Raw genomic sequence first — 15,923 nt, forward strand, 5'->3', positions numbered from 1 at the left:
CGTTTTCGAACCACAAGAACGAAGGACCGACGCATGGCACAAGACCATCGTGGAGACAAACCCCTGCTGCACATCGAGGGCGTGACGGTGCGCTTCGGCGGCATCGTGGCGCTGGACGGCGTCTCGTTCGACGTCGCGCGCGGCCAGATCTGCGGGCTGATCGGCCCCAACGGCGCCGGCAAGAGCACGCTGTTCAACTGCCTGTCGCGGCTGTACACCTTCAGCAGCGGCCGCATCGAGTTCGAGGGCCAGCCCCTGGCCAGCCTGCCGCGCCACAAGATGGCCGGCCTGGGCATCGGCCGCACCTTCCAGAACCTGGCGCTGTTCCGCACCATGACCGTGCTCGAGAACGTGCTGATCGGCTGCCACAGCAAGCACCACGCGGGCTTTCTGCGCAACGCCTTCCGGCTGCCCGGCGTGGCCCGCATCGAGGCCGACGCGCTGGCACGGGCGCGCGAACTCATCGATTTCCTGGAGTTGGGGCCGGTCGCCGAGCGCACCGTGGCCGACCTGCCGTTCGGCACGCAAAAGCGCGTGGAACTGGCGCGCGCGCTGGCGTCGGAGCCGCAGCTGCTGCTGCTCGACGAGCCGGCCTGCGGGCTCAACCACGAGGAGCTGGAAAGCCTGGGCGAACTGATCCTGGACATCCGCAACCGGCGCCGCGTCACCGTGCTGCTGGTGGAGCACCACATGAGCCTGGTGATGGGTGTCTCCGACAAGGTGGTCGCACTGAACTTCGGCAAGAAGATCGCCGAGGGCACGCCGGAGCAGGTGCGCGCGCATCCCGAAGTGATCCGGGCGTACCTGGGTGAAGAGGAAACGGAAGCGGCATGACGAAACTCCTGGAAGTCCGCGGCCTGCATGCCGCCTACGGTCCCACGCGCGTGCTGCAGGGCATCGACCTCGACGTGGCGCAGGGCGAGGTCGTGGCCCTGCTGGGCGCCAACGGCGCCGGCAAGACCACCACGCTGCGCGCGCTGTGCCAGATGATGGTCAGCACCCAGGGCAGCATCACCCTGGCCGGCCAGCGCATCGACGGCCGCGCCACCGAGCAGATCGCCAAGGCCGGCGTGGGCCATGTGCCCGATGGCCGCGGCACCTTCCTGGGCCTCACGACCGAGGAGAACCTGCGCCTGGGCGCCTACGCCCGGGCCAGCCGGACGGGCGCCGAGGCCGACATGGAACGCATCTACGGCTACTTCCCGCGCCTGAAGGAGCGCCGCGCCCAGCAGGCCGGCACGCTGTCGGGCGGCGAGCAGCAGATGCTGGCCATCGGCCGCGCGCTGATGGGCAAGCCGCGCCTGCTGCTGCTGGACGAGCCGTCCTTCGGCCTGGCGCCGCTGATCGTGAAGGACATCTTCTCCATCATGCGCCGCATCAACCAGGAGGAGGGCGTGTCCATCCTGCTGGTCGAGCAGAACGCCAAGCTCGCTTTGGCCCTGGCCAGCACCGCCTACCTGATCGAGACCGGCCGCATCGTGCTGTCCGGCCCCTCGGCCGAGATCCGCAGCAACGACGCGGTGCGCCGCGCCTACCTGGGAGAGTGAGAGACATGGACGCCTTCATCCACCAGCTGCTGGCGGGCCTGGCCACGGGCGGCATCTACGCCAGCGTGGCGCTGGCCCTGGTCATGATCTACCAGGCCACGCACCACATCAACTTCGCCCAGGGCGAGATGGCGATGTTCTCCACCTTCATCGCCTGGAGCCTCATGCAGGCCGGCCTGCCCTACTGGGCCGCCTTCGTGGCGACCGTGGTGCTGTCCTTCATCCTCGCGGCCGTGGTCGAGTTCACCGTGATCCGGCCCATGCACGACAAGCCCGTGCTCGCGGTCGTCGTGGTCTTCATCGGCCTGCTGGTGATCTTCCACAGCCTGGCCGGCTGGCTGTTCGGCTACACCATCAAGCAGTTCCCGAGCCCCTTCCCGTCGGACGCCTGGTTCGCCAGCTCGCTGATGTCGGCGCACGAGGTCGGCGCGATCTTCGTCACGCTGTGTGTGGTGGCCCTGCTGTTCAGCTTTTTCCGCTTCACGCCGCTGGGCCTGGCCATGCGCGCTGCGGCGCAGAACGCGGCGTCCTCGCGCCTGGTCGGCATCAACGTGGGCCGCATGCTGATGCTGGGCTGGGGCCTGGCCGGCGCCATCGGCGCCGTGGCCGGCATGATGGTCGCGCCGGTCGTGTTCCTGGACCCGCACATGATGAGCGGCGTGCTGCTCTACGCCTTCGCGGGCGCGCTGATCGGCGGCATCGACAACCCGGTGGGCGCCGTGCTGGGCGGCTTCATCGTCGGCGTGCTGGAGAACCTGATCGGCACCTACGTGGTAGGCACCGAACTCAAGCTGTCGGTCGCGCTCGTGCTGATCGTGGGCGTGCTCATCGTCAAACCGTCGGGCCTCATGGGCCGCACCATCGTCACGCGGGTCTGAACGCCATGAACACGCAAGTCTCTTCCGCTTTGCCGATCGCGCCGGTCGCCGCGCCGGCTGCTGCAGCCCAGGCACCCGCCTCGCGCAAGACCCTGGTCTGGGTCGGCCTGCTGGTGCTGCTGGCCATCGCGCTGACCTTCGTGCTCAAGGGCTACCAGCTGTTCCAGGCCACCATGGTGCTGTCGTACGCGATCGCGCTCCTGGGCCTGAACATCCTGACCGGCTACAACGGCCAGATCTCGCTGGGCCACGGTGCCTTCTACGCCATCGGCGCCTACACCACGGGCATCCTGATGGAGCACGCGAGCATGCCCTACTTCCTCACGGTGCCCTCGGCGGCCGTGGTCTGCCTGGTCGTAGGCTACCTGTTCGGCCGGCCCGCCTTGAAGCTCGAAGGCCTGTACCTGGCGCTGGCCACCTTCGCGCTGGGCGTGGCGATGCCGCAGCTGCTCAAGTACAAGCACCTGGAGCAGTGGACGGGCGGCGTGCAGGGCATCGTGCTCATGAAGCCGGGCGCGCCGTTCGGCCTGCCGCTCACCGAGGACCAGTGGGTCTACCTGTTCTCGCTGATCGTCACGGTGGTCATGTTCGTGATCGCCTACAACCTGCTGGAAAGCGGCAGCGGCCGTGCCATGCGCGCGATCCGCGACCACGCCATGGCGGCCGAGGCCATGGGCGTGGACAACAGCCACTACAAGGCCATGACCTTCGGCGTATCGGCTGCGTTCACGGGCGTGGGCGGCGCGCTGTCGGCCATCGCGGTGCAGTTCGTCGCGCCGGACTCGTTCACGCTGTTCCTGTCGATCTCGCTGCTCGTGGGCATCGTGGTCGGCGGCGTGGGCACGCTGTACGGCGCGATCTTCGGCGCCATCTTCATCATGTTCGTGCCGACCTTCGCCGAGAAAGTCTCCAAGGCCGCGCCCTGGGCCGTCTACGGCGTGGTGCTGATCATCTTCATGTTCGTGATGCCGGGTGGTGTGGTCGGGCTGCTGCGCAAGATCCAGGCGCGCTTCGGCCGTGCCGGATGAGCGGCAACAGCTGCTGGACGCCCTGCAGGCACTGGCCCCGCGGCTGGTGCCAGGGGGCGGCCCGGTGGCGGATCTGCGCCGCCTGTCGGGCGGCGCGAGCCAGCAGACCTGGGCGTTCACGGTCGCTGGCCAGGCACTGATCCTGCGCCGCGCGGCCACCGCGGAGAAGGGGCGCAACCATGGTGCGGCGGGTCTGGCCAACGAAGCGGCCTTGATCACGGCCGCCCGCGCAGCCGGCGTGCCGGCCCCGGCCGTGCGACACGTGCTGCGGCCCGAGGATGGGGCGGGCAGGGGCTTCGTGATGGACAGGCTGGAGGGCGAGACGCTGGGTCGGCGCATCGTGCGCGATCCGGCGCTCGCGCAAGCCCGCGGCGTGTTGGCGCGGCAGTGCGGTGCCGCGATGGCGCGCATCCATGGCCTCGCCGCTGATCGGCTGCCGGCCTTGCGCACGGCCTGCGCGCGGGCGGAGCTGGCCTTCCAGGCCGAACTGCACAAGAGCCACGGCACGGTGCGGCCCGTGTTCGCGCTCGCGCTGCAATGGCTGGCGCGCCATGCACCACCCGATGTGCCGCAGCCGGTCCTCGTCCATGGCGACTTCCGCAACGGCAACCTCATGGTCGGTCCGGACGGCCTGCGCGGCGTGCTCGATTGGGAACTGGCCCACCTCGGCGACCCCATGGAAGACCTGGGCTGGATCTGCGTGCGCTCCTGGCGCTTCGGCGGCGGCAAGGCGCTGCCGGTCGGCGGCTTCGGCGCGCGCGAGGCGCTCTGCGCGGGCTATGTGGAGGCCGGCGGCCGGCTCGACGCGGCGCGGCTGCGCTGGTGGGAGATGCTGGGCACGCTCAAGTGGGGCATCGTCTGCGAGTCCATGGTGCAGTCCTGGATCGACGGCTCCGAACCCGAACTCGAGAAGGCCGCGATCGGCCGGCGCGCGTCCGAAGCCGAATCCGACCTGCTGGCCCTGCTGGCCGAGGAGACCCGCTGATGCAGGATCGACCGCACGCGCCCGAGCTGCTGCAGGCCGTGGTGCAGTTCCTGCGTGACCGCGTGCTGCCCGCCACCGAGGGCGCGCTGGCCTACCAGGTGCGCGTGGCCGCCAATGCGCTGGCCATCGCGCAGCGCCAGGTGGAGCAGGGCGCGGACGCCCAGGCGCGCGAGCTGGAAGGATTGCGCGCACTGCTGGGCGCCGGTGCGCCGACGGCGCTGGAGGCCGCCAACCGCCTGCTGTGCGAACGCATCGCCGCGGGCGCCATGGACCTCGCCACCCCGGGCCTGCTGGCCCATCTGCAGGCCACGACGGCCGCCAAGCTCGCCATCGACCAACCAGGGTATTCGGACGAACCATGAACTTCGATCTTCCCGCCGACCTCGTGGCCTACCTGGCCGAACTCGACGCCTTCATCGAACGCGAGATCGTCCCCCTGCAGCAGCAGGACGACAACCAGCGCTTCTTCGACCACCGGCGCGAATGGGCGCGCACCGATTTCGAGAACGGCGGCCTGCCGCGCCACGAATGGGAGGCCTTGCTGGGCGAGGCACGCCGGCGTGCCGACCGCGCCGGCCACCTGCGCTTCGCGCTGCCCAGGGAATTCGGTGGCCGGGACGGCAGCAACCTGTGGATGGCGGTGATCCGCGACCACTTCGCGTCCAAGGGCCTGGGCCTGCACAACGACCTGCAGAACGAGCATTCCATCGTCGCCAACAACCCCTTCGTGCTGATCCTGCGCGACTTCGGCACGCCGGCGCAGCAGCAGGAGTTCACGCAGGGCATGCTGGACGAGCGCTTCAAGATCGCCTTCGGCCTGACCGAGCCAAACCACGGCTCGGACGCCACCCACATGGAAACCCGCGCCGTGCGCGAGACGCGCGGCGGCCGTGCTGGCTTTCGCATCGATGGCGAGAAGATGTGGACCACGGGCATGCACGTCGCCACGCACTGCCTGGTGTTCGCGCGCACCAGTGGCGTGGACGGCGCGGCCAAGGGCATCAGCGCGCTGCTGGTGCCCTCGAAGACGGAGGGCGTGAAGGTCGAGGAATACCTCTGGACCTTCAACATGCCGACCGACCACCCGCGCGTGAGCTTCACCAACGTCTGGGTGCCGGAAGACGCGCTGCTGGGCCCGCTGGACGGCGGCCTGGCCATCGCCCAGCACTTCGTGCACGAGAACCGTATCCGCCAGGCCGCCTCCAGCCTGGGCGCAGCCGACTACTGCGTGCGCGAGAGCGTGCGCTATGCGCGCGAGCGCAAGCCCTTCGGCGAGGAGCTCGCGCGCAACCAGGGCATCCAGTTCCCGCTCGTGGAACTGGCGACGCAGGTGGAAATGCTGCGCCTCTTGATCCGCAAGACCGCCTGGCAGATGGACCAGATGCCCAAGCCCGAGGTCGAGAAGCGGCTGTCGGACAAGGTCTCCATGTGCAACTACTGGGCGAACCGGCTGGTCTGCGAGGCGGCCGACCGGGCCATGCAGGTACACGGCGGCATGGGCTACTCGCGCCACAAGCCCTTCGAGCACATCTACCGCCACCACCGCCGCTACCGCATCACCGAAGGCTCCGAGGAAATCCAGATGCGCAAGGTGGCCGGGCACCTGTTCGGCTACATGGGCGCGGGCAAGCACTGATTCGTTCTACCAGAGCAACGAGGAGACACGCATGCAGATCAACAGACGACAGATCACCCTGGCCGCTGCGGCCCTGTGGGCCCCGGGCCTGGCGCTCGCGCAGAAGAAATACGACCCCGGCGCCAGCGACACCGAGATCGTGCTGGGCATGCCCATGCCGCTGTCCGGTCCGGTCTCGGGCTATTCCATCGTGGGCAAGGTGGCCGAGGCCTACTTCAAGCAACTCAACGAGCAGGGCGGCATCAACGGCCGCAAGGTCAAGCTGCTGATCTACGACGACCAGTACTCGCCGCCCAAGACCGTGGAGGTGGCGCGCCGCATGGTCGAGCAGGACCAGATCCTGGCCATGTTCGGCAACCTGGGCACGGCGCCCAACCTCGCGATCCAGCGCTACATGAACGCCAAGAAGGTGCCGCAGCTGTTCGTGCAGAGCGGCGCCGGCCAGTTCAACGATGGCGAGAAGTTCCCCTGGACCTCGCCCTTCCTGGGCAGCTACCAGGGCGAGGGCCGTGTCTTCGCGGCCCACATCCTGGCCCACAAGCCCGAGGCCAAGGTGGCGCTCTTGATGCAGAACGACGATCTGGGCCGCGAGATCCAGAAGGGCCTGCAGCAGGGCCTGGCCGGCAAGAGCGCCAAGCTCGTGGCCCAGGCCAGCTTCGAGGTGACCGATCCCACGGTGGACTCGCAGATCGTGCAGCTCAAGACCGCCGGCGCCGACGTGCTGGTGCTGGCCGCCACGGCGCGCACCGTGGCCCAGGCCCTGCGCAAGGCGGCCGAGCTCGGCTGGGAGCCGGACCGCTACGTCAATCTCGCGGGCTCTTCGGTCAAGATGGCGCTGGAGCCGGCAGGGCCGGACAAGGCCAAGGGCGTGATCACGCTGTCGGCCTGGAAAGAGCCTGCTGCCAAGCGCTGGGCCGCCGACCCCGAGATGCAGGCCTACCTGAACCTGCTCAAGACCCATGCGCCCGGTGTGGACCCGAACAACTCCTCGGGCGTGTCGGGCTATGTGGTGGGCCAGCTCATGGCCCACATCCTGCGCGAGTGCGGCGACGAGCTCACGCGCGACAACGTACGGCGCATCGCCAGCAGTCTGAAGCAGCCCAGGATCGCGATGCTGCTGCCGGGCGTCAGCATCAGCACCTCCACGCAGGACCTGCACGTGTTCGCCGCGCTGCAGCCCGTGCGCTACAACGGGGTCGACCTCGACCCCATCGGTTCCGTCCTGAGTTTGAAATGAAACAACCCCCGTTTGGATTTCTCACTGCGTGTAGAAATCCCATCCCCCCTCCAGGGGGCGCCGCGAGCGCCCGGGCAGAGCCCGTTGCGCCGCGTCTGCTGGCATGGCCTGCTCCGCGGCCATCGGAACGGCGGCTTGCGTGCCGCCCAGCGTCGTCAGTGCGGCGCGCTCGTGCAACCGAAAGTTGAAAGGTATCCATGACCATCGAAAACCCCCTGCTCGAAGAACGCCACGGCGACGTGCTCGTCATCAGCCTGAACATCCCCGAGCGGCTGAATCCGATCGCGCGCGAGCTGCAGCACGCGCTGCGCGCGCGGCTGGCCGCGCTGCGCGAAGACCGCAGCGTTGCGGCTCTGGTCCTGACCGGCGCGGGCCGCGCCTTCTGCGTGGGCGCCGACCTGTCCAGCAACATGGCGGGCAACGGCACCTCGGTCGGGCAGGCCAGCTACGAGACCATGGAGGCACTGTCAAACCGCATCATCGAAGACCTGCGCACGCTGCCCATGCCTGTGGTCAGCGCCGTCAACGGTCCGGCGGCCGGCGCCGGGGTGGGCATCGCGCTGGCGGCCGACGTGGTCGTGGCCGCGCGCTCGGCCTACTTCTACCTGCCCTTCATGCCCAAGCTGGGCATCGTGCCCGACCTGGGCACGACCTGGTTCCTCGAGCGCTTCGTCGGCCGCGCCCGCGCCGTCGGCATGACCATGCTCAACGAAAAGCTGTCGTCCGAGCAGGCCGCGCAATGGGGCCTCATCTGGTCCGTGGTCGAGGATGCGGAGCTGCGTGCCCAGGCCCTGGCCCTGGCCCAGCGCCTGGCCAAGCTGCCGGCCCATGCGGCGCGCGAGGTGCGCGCGGCCTACGACTCGGCCGGCCGCGTCTCGCTCGTGGAGCAGATGCGCTACGAGGCCGAACGCCAGCGCGAGCTGCTCGACGCGCCCTCGTTCGCCGAGGGTGTGAAGGCGTTTCGCGAGAAAAGAGATCCAATCTTTCCAAGAAACTGATCAGTTTTCGGACATGTAGTCCGGATAGGCGAGAATGCGCGCCGTCATGCTCAAGCGCGTTCCCGTCGCCGACCTGACCCTCGGCATGTTCCTGCAGCGTTTCGACGGTGCGTGGATGGACCATCCGTTCTGGCGTCAGAACTTCCTGCTCGAATCCGCCGAGGATTTGGCGCGCATCCGCGCCTCCGGCGTGCAGGCGGCCTGGATCGACATGGCGCGCAGCAGGCTGTCCGCGCCGCCGCCTGCCCCGACGCCGGCGCAAGCCGTGCCACAGGAAGCGGCCACGCCGACGCCCTCGCGGCGCACGGCGACCGGCATGGAGGAGGAACTGCGCAACGCCGTCAAGCTCTGCGGCCAGGCGCGCGAATGCATCACCACGGTGTTCGAAGAGGCGCGGATGGGGCGGCTGACCGATTCGTCGGCCGCCCGGGGGCTGGTCGAGGACGTCTGCGATTCGGTGCTGCGCAACCCCGGCGCGCTGATCAGCCTGGCCCGGCTCAAGACCGCCGACAGCTACACCTACATGCATTCGGTCGCGGTCTGCGCGCTGATGGTGTCGCTGGCCGCCCAGCTGGGCCTGGACGAGGCGCAGACGCGCGACGCCGGCCTGGCCGGCCTGCTGCACGACATCGGCAAGGCCAAGGTGCCGCTGTCCATCCTGAACAAGCCCGGCAAGCTGACCGACGAAGAGTTCGACATCGTGCGCAGCCACCCGGTGCATGGCCACGCCATGCTGCTGGCCTGCGGCGACGTGGGCGAGGCCGTGCTGGACGCGTGCCTGCACCACCACGAGAAGATGGACGGCAGCGGCTATCCGGGCCGCCTGCAGGGCCAGGGCATCAGCCGCATCGCGCGCATGGCGGCGATCTGCGACGTCTACGACGCCGTGACCTCCGACCGCCCTTACAAGAAGGCCTGGGATCCGTCCGAGGCGGTGCGCCGCATGGCCGAATGGGCTGGCGGGCATTTCGACAAGTCGCTGTTCCAGGCCTTCGTCAAGAGCGTGGGCATCTACCCCGTGGGCTCGCTCGTGAAACTCAGTTCGGGCCGGCTCGCGGTGGTGGTGGAGCAGTCGCCGGCACTGACCACGCCCAAGGTCAAGATCTTCTTTTCGACCAAGGCGCAGCTGCGCCTGGTGCCCGAGGTGCTGGACCTGTCGCGCACCGTGAACGAGAAGATCGTCGCGCGCGAGGACCCGGCGCAGTGGCACTTCACCGATCTGCACGAACTGTGGGCGGGCTTTCCCGTGCAGCCATGGTGAGCCAGGCCCGTCCCGCCCTGCGCACCGTGGCGCTGTTCGAAGCCGCCAAGGGGCTGCTGGCCATCGTCGGTGCCTCCGGGCTGCTGGTGTTCGCCCACCGCGACCTGCAGGCGCTGGCGCTGCGGCTGCTGGAGCACATGCACCTGAACCCGGCGGCGCGCTATCCGCACGTCTTCGTGCAAGCCATCGAACACCTGCAGGACCAGCGGCTGGCGCTGCTGGCCCTGGGCGCCGGGGCCTACGCGCTGCTGCGCCTGGCCGAGGCCTACGGCCTGTGGACCGGCCGGGCCTGGGCCGAATGGCTGGCGGCCGGCAGCGGTGCCATCTACCTGCCGTTCGAGGTGGCCGAATTGCTGCGCCGGCCGGGCTGGCTCAGCGCGGCGCTGCTGCTGCTCAATGCCGGCATTGTGGTGCTGATGCTGCGCGCGCTGCGCCAGCGCGGCGCGCGGCCGCGCTGGCGGTCCTGAACCGGCGGGACACCCGGGCGGTTGCGGCCACGCTGCCGGGCGGCATACTCGCCGCGATGCAAGCCCTGCCCGTTCCCATCGAAACCCTGCAACGCCGCTTCGTTGCGCACACGCCCCAGATGGCCGACATCGGCCTTGAGATCACGTCCGCCAGCGTCGGCCGCGCCGCCATGCGGCTGCCGGACCGGCCGGACTGGATCGGCGACCCGGCGCGCGGCCTGCTGCACCCCGGCCCGCTGATCGTGTTGGCCGATTCCTGCTGCGGCCTGGCCGTGGGCACGGCGCTGACCGAGCGCCAGCCCATTGCCACGCTGGACCTGCGCATGGACTACCTGCGCCGCGCCGGCCCGGGGCAGGACCTGCATTGCGAGACCCACTGCTACCGCATGACGCCCAGCGTGGCCTTCGTGCGCGGCACGGTCTGGCAGTCCGAGGCCGAGCAGCCGGTGGCCCATGTGCAGGCCGCCTTCATGCTGGCCACGCCGGCGCGGCGCCCGGCTGGGCCGGCCGCCCCCGCGGCGGCCGAGGCCGCTTCCTGGGCCGCGCCGACCGGCGACGCGCCCGTGCTGGATGGCATGGCCATCCCCTACGCCGACTACCTGGGCATCCGCCAGGCCGAGCCCGGCAGCGCGCCGGTCTACCGCCTGCCCTTTCAGCCCAAGCTGATCGGCAACCCGCAGCTGCCCGCCCTGCATGGCGGCGTGGTGGCGGGCTTCGCCGAGAGCGCGGCCACGCTGCACCTGATCGGGGCCATCGGCGGCGCCAAGTTTCCCAAGTGCATCGACTTCTCGATCGACTACCTGCGCAGCGGGCGGCCCGAGGACACCTACGCGGCCTGCGAGATCGTGCGCCTGGGCGCGCGCGTGGCGCTGGTGCAGGTGCGCTGCTGGCAGGGCAAGGGGCCTGAACATCCGATCACGGTGGCGCGCGGCAATTTCCTGTTGACGGAGGCGAACCCATGAAGGCCGAGGAAAGCAAGCCGCTGCTGCAGACCTTGCAAGCGCGGTTCCAGGCCCACATGCAGCGGCATGCCGGCCTGGCCTGGACCGAGGTGCTGGCGCGGCTCGACGCCAACCCGGCCGCGCTCGATGCGCTGCAGGCCATGGAGGCCACGGGCGGCGAGCCCGACGTGATCGGCCTGGATGCGGCGAGCGGCCGCTACATGTTTTGCGACTGCGCGGCCGAGAGCCCCAGCGGGCGCCGCAGCCTGTGCTTCGACCGCGCGGCTCTCGACGCGCGCAAGGAGAACAAGCCCCAGGGCTGCGCCACCGACGTGGCCGAAGCCATGGGCATCACCCTGCTCAGCGAGACCCAGTACCGCGCGCTGCAGCAACTGGGCGAGTTCGACCTCAAGACCTCCAGCTGGGTGCAGACGCCCCCCGCCATCCGTGCACTGGGGGGCGCATTGTTCTGCGACCGGCGCTACGGCCAGGTCTTCGTCTACCACAACGGCGCGCAGTCGTACTACGCGGCGCGCGGCTTTCGCGGCCTGCTGCAGGTGTAGGCCATGCTGTCCGATCACTGGCTGCAGCGCTGGCTGCCCCTGCTGCGCGAACAAGCGGCCGACATGCCCGTGCTGGAGATCGGCTGCGGCCCGGGCGACGACACGGCCACGCTGACGGCGGCCGGCCTGGACGTGAGGGCCTTCGACATTTCGGCGGACGCCGTCGCCGCCGCCCGGCGGCGCGCACCGGCCGCCGACATCCGCTGCCAGGACATCCGCGACCCGTTTCCGCTTGGCGCCGGCACGGCCGGCGCCGTGGTGGCGAGCCTGAGCCTGCACTACTTCCCGTGGCAGGAAACATTGGCGCTGGTGGAACGGGTGCACCGCACGCTGCGGCCCGGCGGCCTGCTGCTGTGCCGGCTCAATTCGACCGAAGACCGGCATTTCGGCGCAACCGGCCATCCCGCGATCGAACCGCACTACTACCGCGTGGACGGCCAGCCCAAGCGCTTCTTCGATGCGGCCGACCTGGACCGGCTGTTCGCGTCCGGCTGGGAGCGCATCGCGCAGGAGCACCTGCACACGCGCAAGTACCTGCGCAGCAAGGCGCTCTGGGAAACCGTGCTGCGCCGCGCGGCAACCGCAGGGAGTTAAGGCAAGGCCAGCGGCGACAGCGTCGCGCGCAGCCGGTCGGCCTGCGAGAGCTCGGCCTGCTCGGTCTGCAAGGCCTCTTCGACGTTGTCGATGTGGTCCAGCATGCGCCGGCGCGCCTCGCCCATGTCGCCGCGTTCCATGGCGGCGACGATGGCGGCATGCTCGGCGCAGGACTGGCCCGCGTCGTGGCGCGACTGGTAGAGCGTGGCGGCCAGTGTGGTGCGGGCCGTCAGGTCGCGCAGCACGTCCGACAGCAGCCGGTGGCCCATCTCCTGGGCCAGGCAGACGTGGAAGTCGGCCAGCAGGAAGGCGCGCGTGGCGGCATCGGCGCCCTCGATGGCCTGCTGCTCCTGGACGATGTGCTGGCGCAGTGCGCGGATGGTCTGGGCCAGCGGTTTGCCCTCGGCGGCCAGGATGCCGGATTCGACGATGCGCCGCGCCGCGAAGGCGTCGCGCGCCTCCTCGGCCGAGGGCTGCACCACGTACCAGCCGCGCTTGGGTTGCACCTCGACGAAGCCGCGCGCCTGCAGTTGCATGAGCGCCTCGCGCACCATGGTGCGGCTCACGCCGAACAGGTCGGCCAGCTGCTGCTCGCCGAGCCGCTCGCCCGGGGCGAGCTTTTGCGCGAGGATGGACTGGACCACGCGCTCGGCGATGGTCGTGGGGCTGACTTCGTGGGACATCGCGCTAGTGTGCAGCAGCGCGTCCCGGGTAGGCCGGTGCGGCATCCGGCGATGCCGGCACGTCGTCCTCGACCGGCTCGCCGTTCAGCACCGCATGCGCGCGGGCCCGGTCGATGTCGCCCTCCCAGGCCGCCACGGCCACGGTGGCCACGCAGTTGCCGATCAGGTTGCCCAGGGCGCGCGCGATGCCCATGAACCAGTCCACCGACAGCACCAGCACCAGGCCGATGGCCGGGATCGCGGGGATGGCGTGCAGCGTGGCGGCCAGCACCACGATGGCCGAGCCTGGCACGCCGTGCGCGCCCTTGGAGGTGACCAGCGCCACGGCCAGGATGGCCAGCAGGTCGGTCATGCTGACCGGGGTGTTGGTAGCCTGGGCGATGAAGACCGCGGCCAGCGTGATGTAGATCGAGAACGCGTCGAGGTTGAACGAGTAGCCCGTGGGGATCACCAGGCCCACGGTGGAGTCGCGGATGCCCATGCGGCGCAGCTTGGCCATGATCTGCGGCAGCACGCTGTCGGAGGACGTGGTGGCGAACACCACGGCCAGTTCCTCGCGCAGGTAGCGCAGCAGCTTCCACAGGCTGAAGCCCGAGATGCGCATCACCGTGCCCAGCACCACGGACACGAACAGCAGCACGGCCACGTAGAACAGCGCGACCAGCATGCCCAGCTGCTTGAGCGAGCCCACGCCGTACTTGCCGACCGTGAACGCGATGGCGCCCAGCACGCCCAGCGGCGCCAGCTTGATCAGGATGCCCATGATCTTGAACAGCACCAGGGACAGCGTGTCCACCAGTTGCGCGACGGGCCGGCCGACATCGCCCAGCAGCGCCAGCGCGCAGCCGAACAGCACGGCGAACAGCAGCACCTGCAGCACGTCGCCCGTGGCGAAGGCGTTGACCACGGTGGTGGGGATTAGCTTCATGAGGAAGTCCACCGTGCCGCCGCTGGTCAGCTTGTCGGCGTTGCTGGCATAGGCCGCCATGGCGGTCGGGTCCAGCGCCTTGGGGTCCACGTTCATGCCCACGCCGGGCTCGAACCAGTAGCCCAGCACCAGGCCCAGCACCAGGGCCAGCGTGGTCAGCACCTCGAAGTAGATCAGCGCCTTGACGCCCACGCGGCCCACGCGCTTCAAGTCACCCGCGCCCGCGATGCCGTGCACCACGACGCAGAACACCAGCATCGGGATGATCATCTTGATCAGCTTGATGAAGGCATCGCCCAGCGGCTTGAGCTGGACGGCGATCTCGGGATGGACCAGGCCCAGCGTGGTGCCGACCACCAGCGCGATCACGACCTGGCCGAAGAGGGAACGGAAAAAGCGCATGGCAGCTCCTGTTGGATGCAAGACCGTGCTGATCTTGCATGCAAGAAATATAGACAAGATGCCGTTGCGAGCGACACCGGGTTATCCATGAGAAGGAGGGCCGGGCCGGCGCGGCGCGAGAATGCGCCGATGCCCGCCACGTTTGCCGACTACCGCTCCCTGTTCCTGAACGCCGTGCCCATGATGGACGTGCGCGCCCCGGTCGAATTCGCGCAGGGCGCGTTCCCGGGTGTGGTCAACCGCCCGCTGATGGACGACGGCGAGCGCCAGCAGGTCGGCACCTGCTACAAGCAGCAAGGCCAGCAGGCCGCCATCGCGCTGGGCCACCGCCTCGTGTCGGGCGCCACCAAGCGCGAACGCATCGCGGCCTGGGCTGCGTTCGCCCAGGCCCATCCCGAGGGCGTGCTGTACTGCTTCCGCGGCGGCCTGCGCTCGCAGATCGTGCAGCAGTGGCTGCAGGCCGAGGCCGGCATCGCCTACCCGCGCGTGGAGGGCGGCTACAAGGCCATGCGCGGCTTCCTGTTGCAGACCACGCAGGAGGCGGCGGCGCAGTGCGGCTTCTTCGTGCTGAGCGGGCTGACCGGCACCGGCAAGACCGAATTGCTGGCGGCGCTGGCCGGCGGCCTGGATCTGGAGGGCCATGCCAACCACCGCGGCTCCAGCTTTGGCGCGCGCGCCACGGCGCAGCCGGCGCAGATCGATTTCGAGAACCGGCTCGCCGTGGACATCCTGCGCCAGCGCGCCGCAGGGCAGCAGCAGTTCGTGGTGGAGGACGAGGGCCGGCACGTGGGCACCTGCTCGGTGCCGCTGGAACTGCGGCTGCGCCTGGAGCAGGCGCCGCTGGTCTGCCTGACCGACAGCTTCGAGGCCCGCTTGGACCGCATCCTCAGCGACTACGTGGTTCAGCAGGCCGCCGATTTCATCGCCGTGCATGGCGCCGAGCAGGGCGCCGAGCGCTTCGCGGCCCGGTTGCTGGAAAGCCTGGCCCGGCTGGCCAAGCGGCTGGGCGGCGCGCAGTACCAGCGGCTGCAGGGCGTCATGCAAGAGGCGCTGGCCGAGCAGCTGGACAGTGGCCGTGTCGACGGCCACCGCGCATGGATCGCGGTGCTGATGCGCCAGTACTACGACCCCATGTACGCCTACCAGCGCCAGAGCCGGGCTGAGCGCGTGGTGTTCGAGGGCGAGCGCGCGGCCGTGCTGAACTGGCTGCGCGAGCGGCTGGCGCCGCGCTGAGGGTCAAGCGACCTTGCGGTCGCGCCCGGCCCAGTGCTGCTCGCGCAGCTTGTACTTGAGCAGCTTGCCCGCCGGCGACAGCGGGATCGCGTCGACGAACTCCACGCTGCGCGGGCACTTGTAGCCCGCGATCAAGGTCTTGCAGTGCGCGATGAGTGCCTCCGCCGTCAGCGCCTGGCCGGCGCGCAGCACCACCACGGCGTGCACGCGCTCGCCCCATTGCGCGTCGGGCACGCCGATCACCGCGCACATGGACACTTGCGGCAGCTGCGCGATGGCGTTCTCGACCTCGGCCGAGTAGACGTTCTCGCCGCCGGTGACCACCATGTCCTTGAGCCGGTCGACCACGTAGACGAAGCCGTCCTCGTCCATCACACCGCCGTCGCCCGTGTGCATCCAGCCACCCTTCAGCACCTCGGCGGTCTGCGCGGGCTTGTTCCAGTAGCCCTGCATGACCATGGGGCCGCGCGCGGCGATCTCGCCCACGGTGCCGTTGGGCACGGGGCGGCCTTCGCGGTCGACGATCCGTACCTCGGCGATGG

18 protein-coding genes are annotated in these 15,923 nt (G+C 69.7%); 15 read left to right on the forward strand and 3 right to left on the reverse strand.

The annotated features are described in order from the left end of the window. The first annotated feature begins 33 nt into the window (after positions 1-33). The 14 genes from IE209_RS01425 (at position 34) to IE209_RS01490 (ending at position 12,135) form a co-directional block, all read left to right on the forward strand. Entirely contained in the window at positions 34-834 is an 801-nt protein-coding gene (locus IE209_RS01425; protein WP_189685244.1) for an ABC transporter ATP-binding protein, read from the forward strand. Next, positions 831-1,547, forward strand: coding sequence for an ABC transporter ATP-binding protein (locus IE209_RS01430; protein ID WP_189685245.1), 717 nt, complete (start codon positions 831-833; stop codon positions 1,545-1,547). Before IE209_RS01425 ends, IE209_RS01430 begins: the two co-directional genes overlap by 4 nt. A 5-nt stretch (positions 1,548-1,552) precedes the next feature. After that, positions 1,553-2,425, forward strand: a complete 873-nt coding sequence (locus tag IE209_RS01435) for a branched-chain amino acid ABC transporter permease (protein WP_145544983.1) — start codon at positions 1,553-1,555, stop codon at positions 2,423-2,425. 5 nt (positions 2,426-2,430) lie between these two features. Next, positions 2,431-3,453, forward strand: a complete 1,023-nt coding sequence (locus IE209_RS01440) for a branched-chain amino acid ABC transporter permease (protein ID WP_189685246.1) — start codon at positions 2,431-2,433, stop codon at positions 3,451-3,453. After that, positions 3,443-4,438, forward strand: coding sequence for a phosphotransferase family protein (locus IE209_RS01445; RefSeq protein WP_229882636.1), 996 nt, complete (start codon positions 3,443-3,445; stop codon positions 4,436-4,438). Before IE209_RS01440 ends, IE209_RS01445 begins: the two co-directional genes overlap by 11 nt. Next, the gene (locus IE209_RS01450) at positions 4,438-4,800 is read left to right on the forward strand and encodes a DUF6285 domain-containing protein (protein WP_189685247.1); all 363 of its coding nucleotides are present in this window, start codon (positions 4,438-4,440) and stop codon (positions 4,798-4,800) included. Before IE209_RS01445 ends, IE209_RS01450 begins: the two co-directional genes overlap by 1 nt. Beyond that, positions 4,797-6,074 carry an acyl-CoA dehydrogenase family protein gene (locus IE209_RS01455; RefSeq protein ID WP_189685248.1) on the forward strand — a complete coding sequence of 426 codons (1,278 nt, stop codon included), beginning with the start codon at positions 4,797-4,799 and terminating at the stop codon, positions 6,072-6,074. The genes IE209_RS01450 and IE209_RS01455 overlap by 4 nt, the downstream gene beginning before the upstream one ends. A 31-nt stretch (positions 6,075-6,105) precedes the next feature. Next, complete coding sequence (locus IE209_RS01460) at positions 6,106-7,311, forward strand: ABC transporter substrate-binding protein (RefSeq protein ID WP_189685249.1); 1,206 nt, start codon at positions 6,106-6,108, stop codon at positions 7,309-7,311. Positions 7,312-7,508: 197 nt separating this feature from the next. Beyond that, positions 7,509-8,309 (forward strand): enoyl-CoA hydratase-related protein, encoded by an 801-nt coding sequence (locus tag IE209_RS01465; RefSeq protein WP_189685250.1) that lies wholly within the window; start codon positions 7,509-7,511, stop codon positions 8,307-8,309. A 46-nt stretch (positions 8,310-8,355) separates the two neighbouring features. Then, positions 8,356-9,570 carry a cyclic di-GMP phosphodiesterase gene (locus IE209_RS01470; protein WP_189685484.1) on the forward strand — a complete coding sequence of 405 codons (1,215 nt, stop codon included), beginning with the start codon at positions 8,356-8,358 and terminating at the stop codon, positions 9,568-9,570. Further along, positions 9,564-10,037: a DUF2127 domain-containing protein gene (locus tag IE209_RS01475; protein WP_189685251.1), complete on the forward strand. Its 474-nt coding sequence runs from the start codon at positions 9,564-9,566 to the stop codon at positions 10,035-10,037. Before IE209_RS01470 ends, IE209_RS01475 begins: the two co-directional genes overlap by 7 nt. Positions 10,038-10,093: 56 nt before the next feature. After that, complete coding sequence (locus tag IE209_RS01480; protein ID WP_189685252.1) at positions 10,094-10,999, forward strand: PaaI family thioesterase; 906 nt, start codon at positions 10,094-10,096, stop codon at positions 10,997-10,999. After that, positions 10,996-11,541 carry a DUF4256 domain-containing protein gene (locus IE209_RS01485; RefSeq protein ID WP_189685253.1) on the forward strand — a complete coding sequence of 182 codons (546 nt, stop codon included), beginning with the start codon at positions 10,996-10,998 and terminating at the stop codon, positions 11,539-11,541. Before IE209_RS01480 ends, IE209_RS01485 begins: the two co-directional genes overlap by 4 nt. Before the next feature lie 3 nt (positions 11,542-11,544). Beyond that, entirely contained in the window at positions 11,545-12,135 is a 591-nt protein-coding gene (locus IE209_RS01490; protein ID WP_189685254.1) for a class I SAM-dependent methyltransferase, read from the forward strand. Here IE209_RS01490 and IE209_RS01495 read toward each other — a convergent pair. After that, positions 12,132-12,818, reverse strand: a complete 687-nt coding sequence (locus tag IE209_RS01495; protein ID WP_189685255.1) for a GntR family transcriptional regulator — start codon at positions 12,816-12,818, stop codon at positions 12,132-12,134. The genes IE209_RS01490 and IE209_RS01495 overlap by 4 nt on opposite strands. 4 nt (positions 12,819-12,822) lie before the next feature. After that, on the reverse strand, positions 12,823-14,148 hold the full coding sequence (locus IE209_RS01500; RefSeq protein ID WP_189685256.1) for a C4-dicarboxylate transporter DctA: 1,326 nt from the start codon (positions 14,146-14,148) through the stop codon (positions 12,823-12,825). A gap of 129 nt (positions 14,149-14,277) precedes the next feature. On the opposite strand from IE209_RS01500, the gene mnmH reads away from it, so the two are divergent. Next, positions 14,278-15,381 (forward strand): tRNA 2-selenouridine(34) synthase MnmH, encoded by a 1,104-nt coding sequence (gene mnmH, locus IE209_RS01505; RefSeq protein ID WP_189685257.1) that lies wholly within the window; start codon positions 14,278-14,280, stop codon positions 15,379-15,381. Between the two features lie 3 nt (positions 15,382-15,384). Here the strand turns inward: mnmH and IE209_RS33705 are convergent. Beyond that, positions 15,385-15,923: class I adenylate-forming enzyme family protein (locus IE209_RS33705; protein ID WP_229882638.1), on the reverse strand; the 539-nt coding region annotated here is incomplete at its 5' end.

Origin of the sequence: Pseudorhodoferax aquiterrae, from assembly GCF_014652235.1 — a bacterium.
Classification (GTDB): domain Bacteria; phylum Pseudomonadota; class Gammaproteobacteria; order Burkholderiales; family Burkholderiaceae_C; genus Pseudorhodoferax; species Pseudorhodoferax aquiterrae.

Bases quoted from the DNA above. Each gene is read 5' to 3' on its own strand.
- IE209_RS01425 (WP_189685244.1), top strand. From the start codon at position 34: ATGGCACAAGACCATCGTGGAGACAAACCCCTGCTGCACATCGAGGGC.
- IE209_RS01430 (WP_189685245.1), top strand. From the start codon at position 831: ATGACGAAACTCCTGGAAGTCCGCGGCCTGCATGCCGCCTACGGTCCC.
- IE209_RS01435 (WP_145544983.1), top strand. From the start codon at position 1,553: ATGGACGCCTTCATCCACCAGCTGCTGGCGGGCCTGGCCACGGGCGGC.
- IE209_RS01440 (WP_189685246.1), top strand. From the start codon at position 2,431: ATGAACACGCAAGTCTCTTCCGCTTTGCCGATCGCGCCGGTCGCCGCG.
- IE209_RS01450 (WP_189685247.1), top strand. From the start codon at position 4,438: ATGCAGGATCGACCGCACGCGCCCGAGCTGCTGCAGGCCGTGGTGCAG.
- IE209_RS01455 (WP_189685248.1), top strand. From the start codon at position 4,797: ATGAACTTCGATCTTCCCGCCGACCTCGTGGCCTACCTGGCCGAACTC.
- IE209_RS01460 (WP_189685249.1), top strand. From the start codon at position 6,106: ATGCAGATCAACAGACGACAGATCACCCTGGCCGCTGCGGCCCTGTGG.
- IE209_RS01465 (WP_189685250.1), top strand. From the start codon at position 7,509: ATGACCATCGAAAACCCCCTGCTCGAAGAACGCCACGGCGACGTGCTC.
- IE209_RS01470 (WP_189685484.1), top strand. From the start codon at position 8,356: ATGCTCAAGCGCGTTCCCGTCGCCGACCTGACCCTCGGCATGTTCCTG.
- IE209_RS01475 (WP_189685251.1), top strand. From the start codon at position 9,564: ATGGTGAGCCAGGCCCGTCCCGCCCTGCGCACCGTGGCGCTGTTCGAA.
- IE209_RS01480 (WP_189685252.1), top strand. From the start codon at position 10,094: ATGCAAGCCCTGCCCGTTCCCATCGAAACCCTGCAACGCCGCTTCGTT.
- IE209_RS01485 (WP_189685253.1), top strand. From the start codon at position 10,996: ATGAAGGCCGAGGAAAGCAAGCCGCTGCTGCAGACCTTGCAAGCGCGG.
- IE209_RS01490 (WP_189685254.1), top strand. From the start codon at position 11,545: ATGCTGTCCGATCACTGGCTGCAGCGCTGGCTGCCCCTGCTGCGCGAA.
- IE209_RS01495 (WP_189685255.1), bottom strand. From the start codon at position 12,818: ATGTCCCACGAAGTCAGCCCCACGACCATCGCCGAGCGCGTGGTCCAG.
- IE209_RS01500 (WP_189685256.1), bottom strand. From the start codon at position 14,148: ATGCGCTTTTTCCGTTCCCTCTTCGGCCAGGTCGTGATCGCGCTGGTG.
- mnmH (WP_189685257.1), top strand. From the start codon at position 14,278: ATGCCCGCCACGTTTGCCGACTACCGCTCCCTGTTCCTGAACGCCGTG.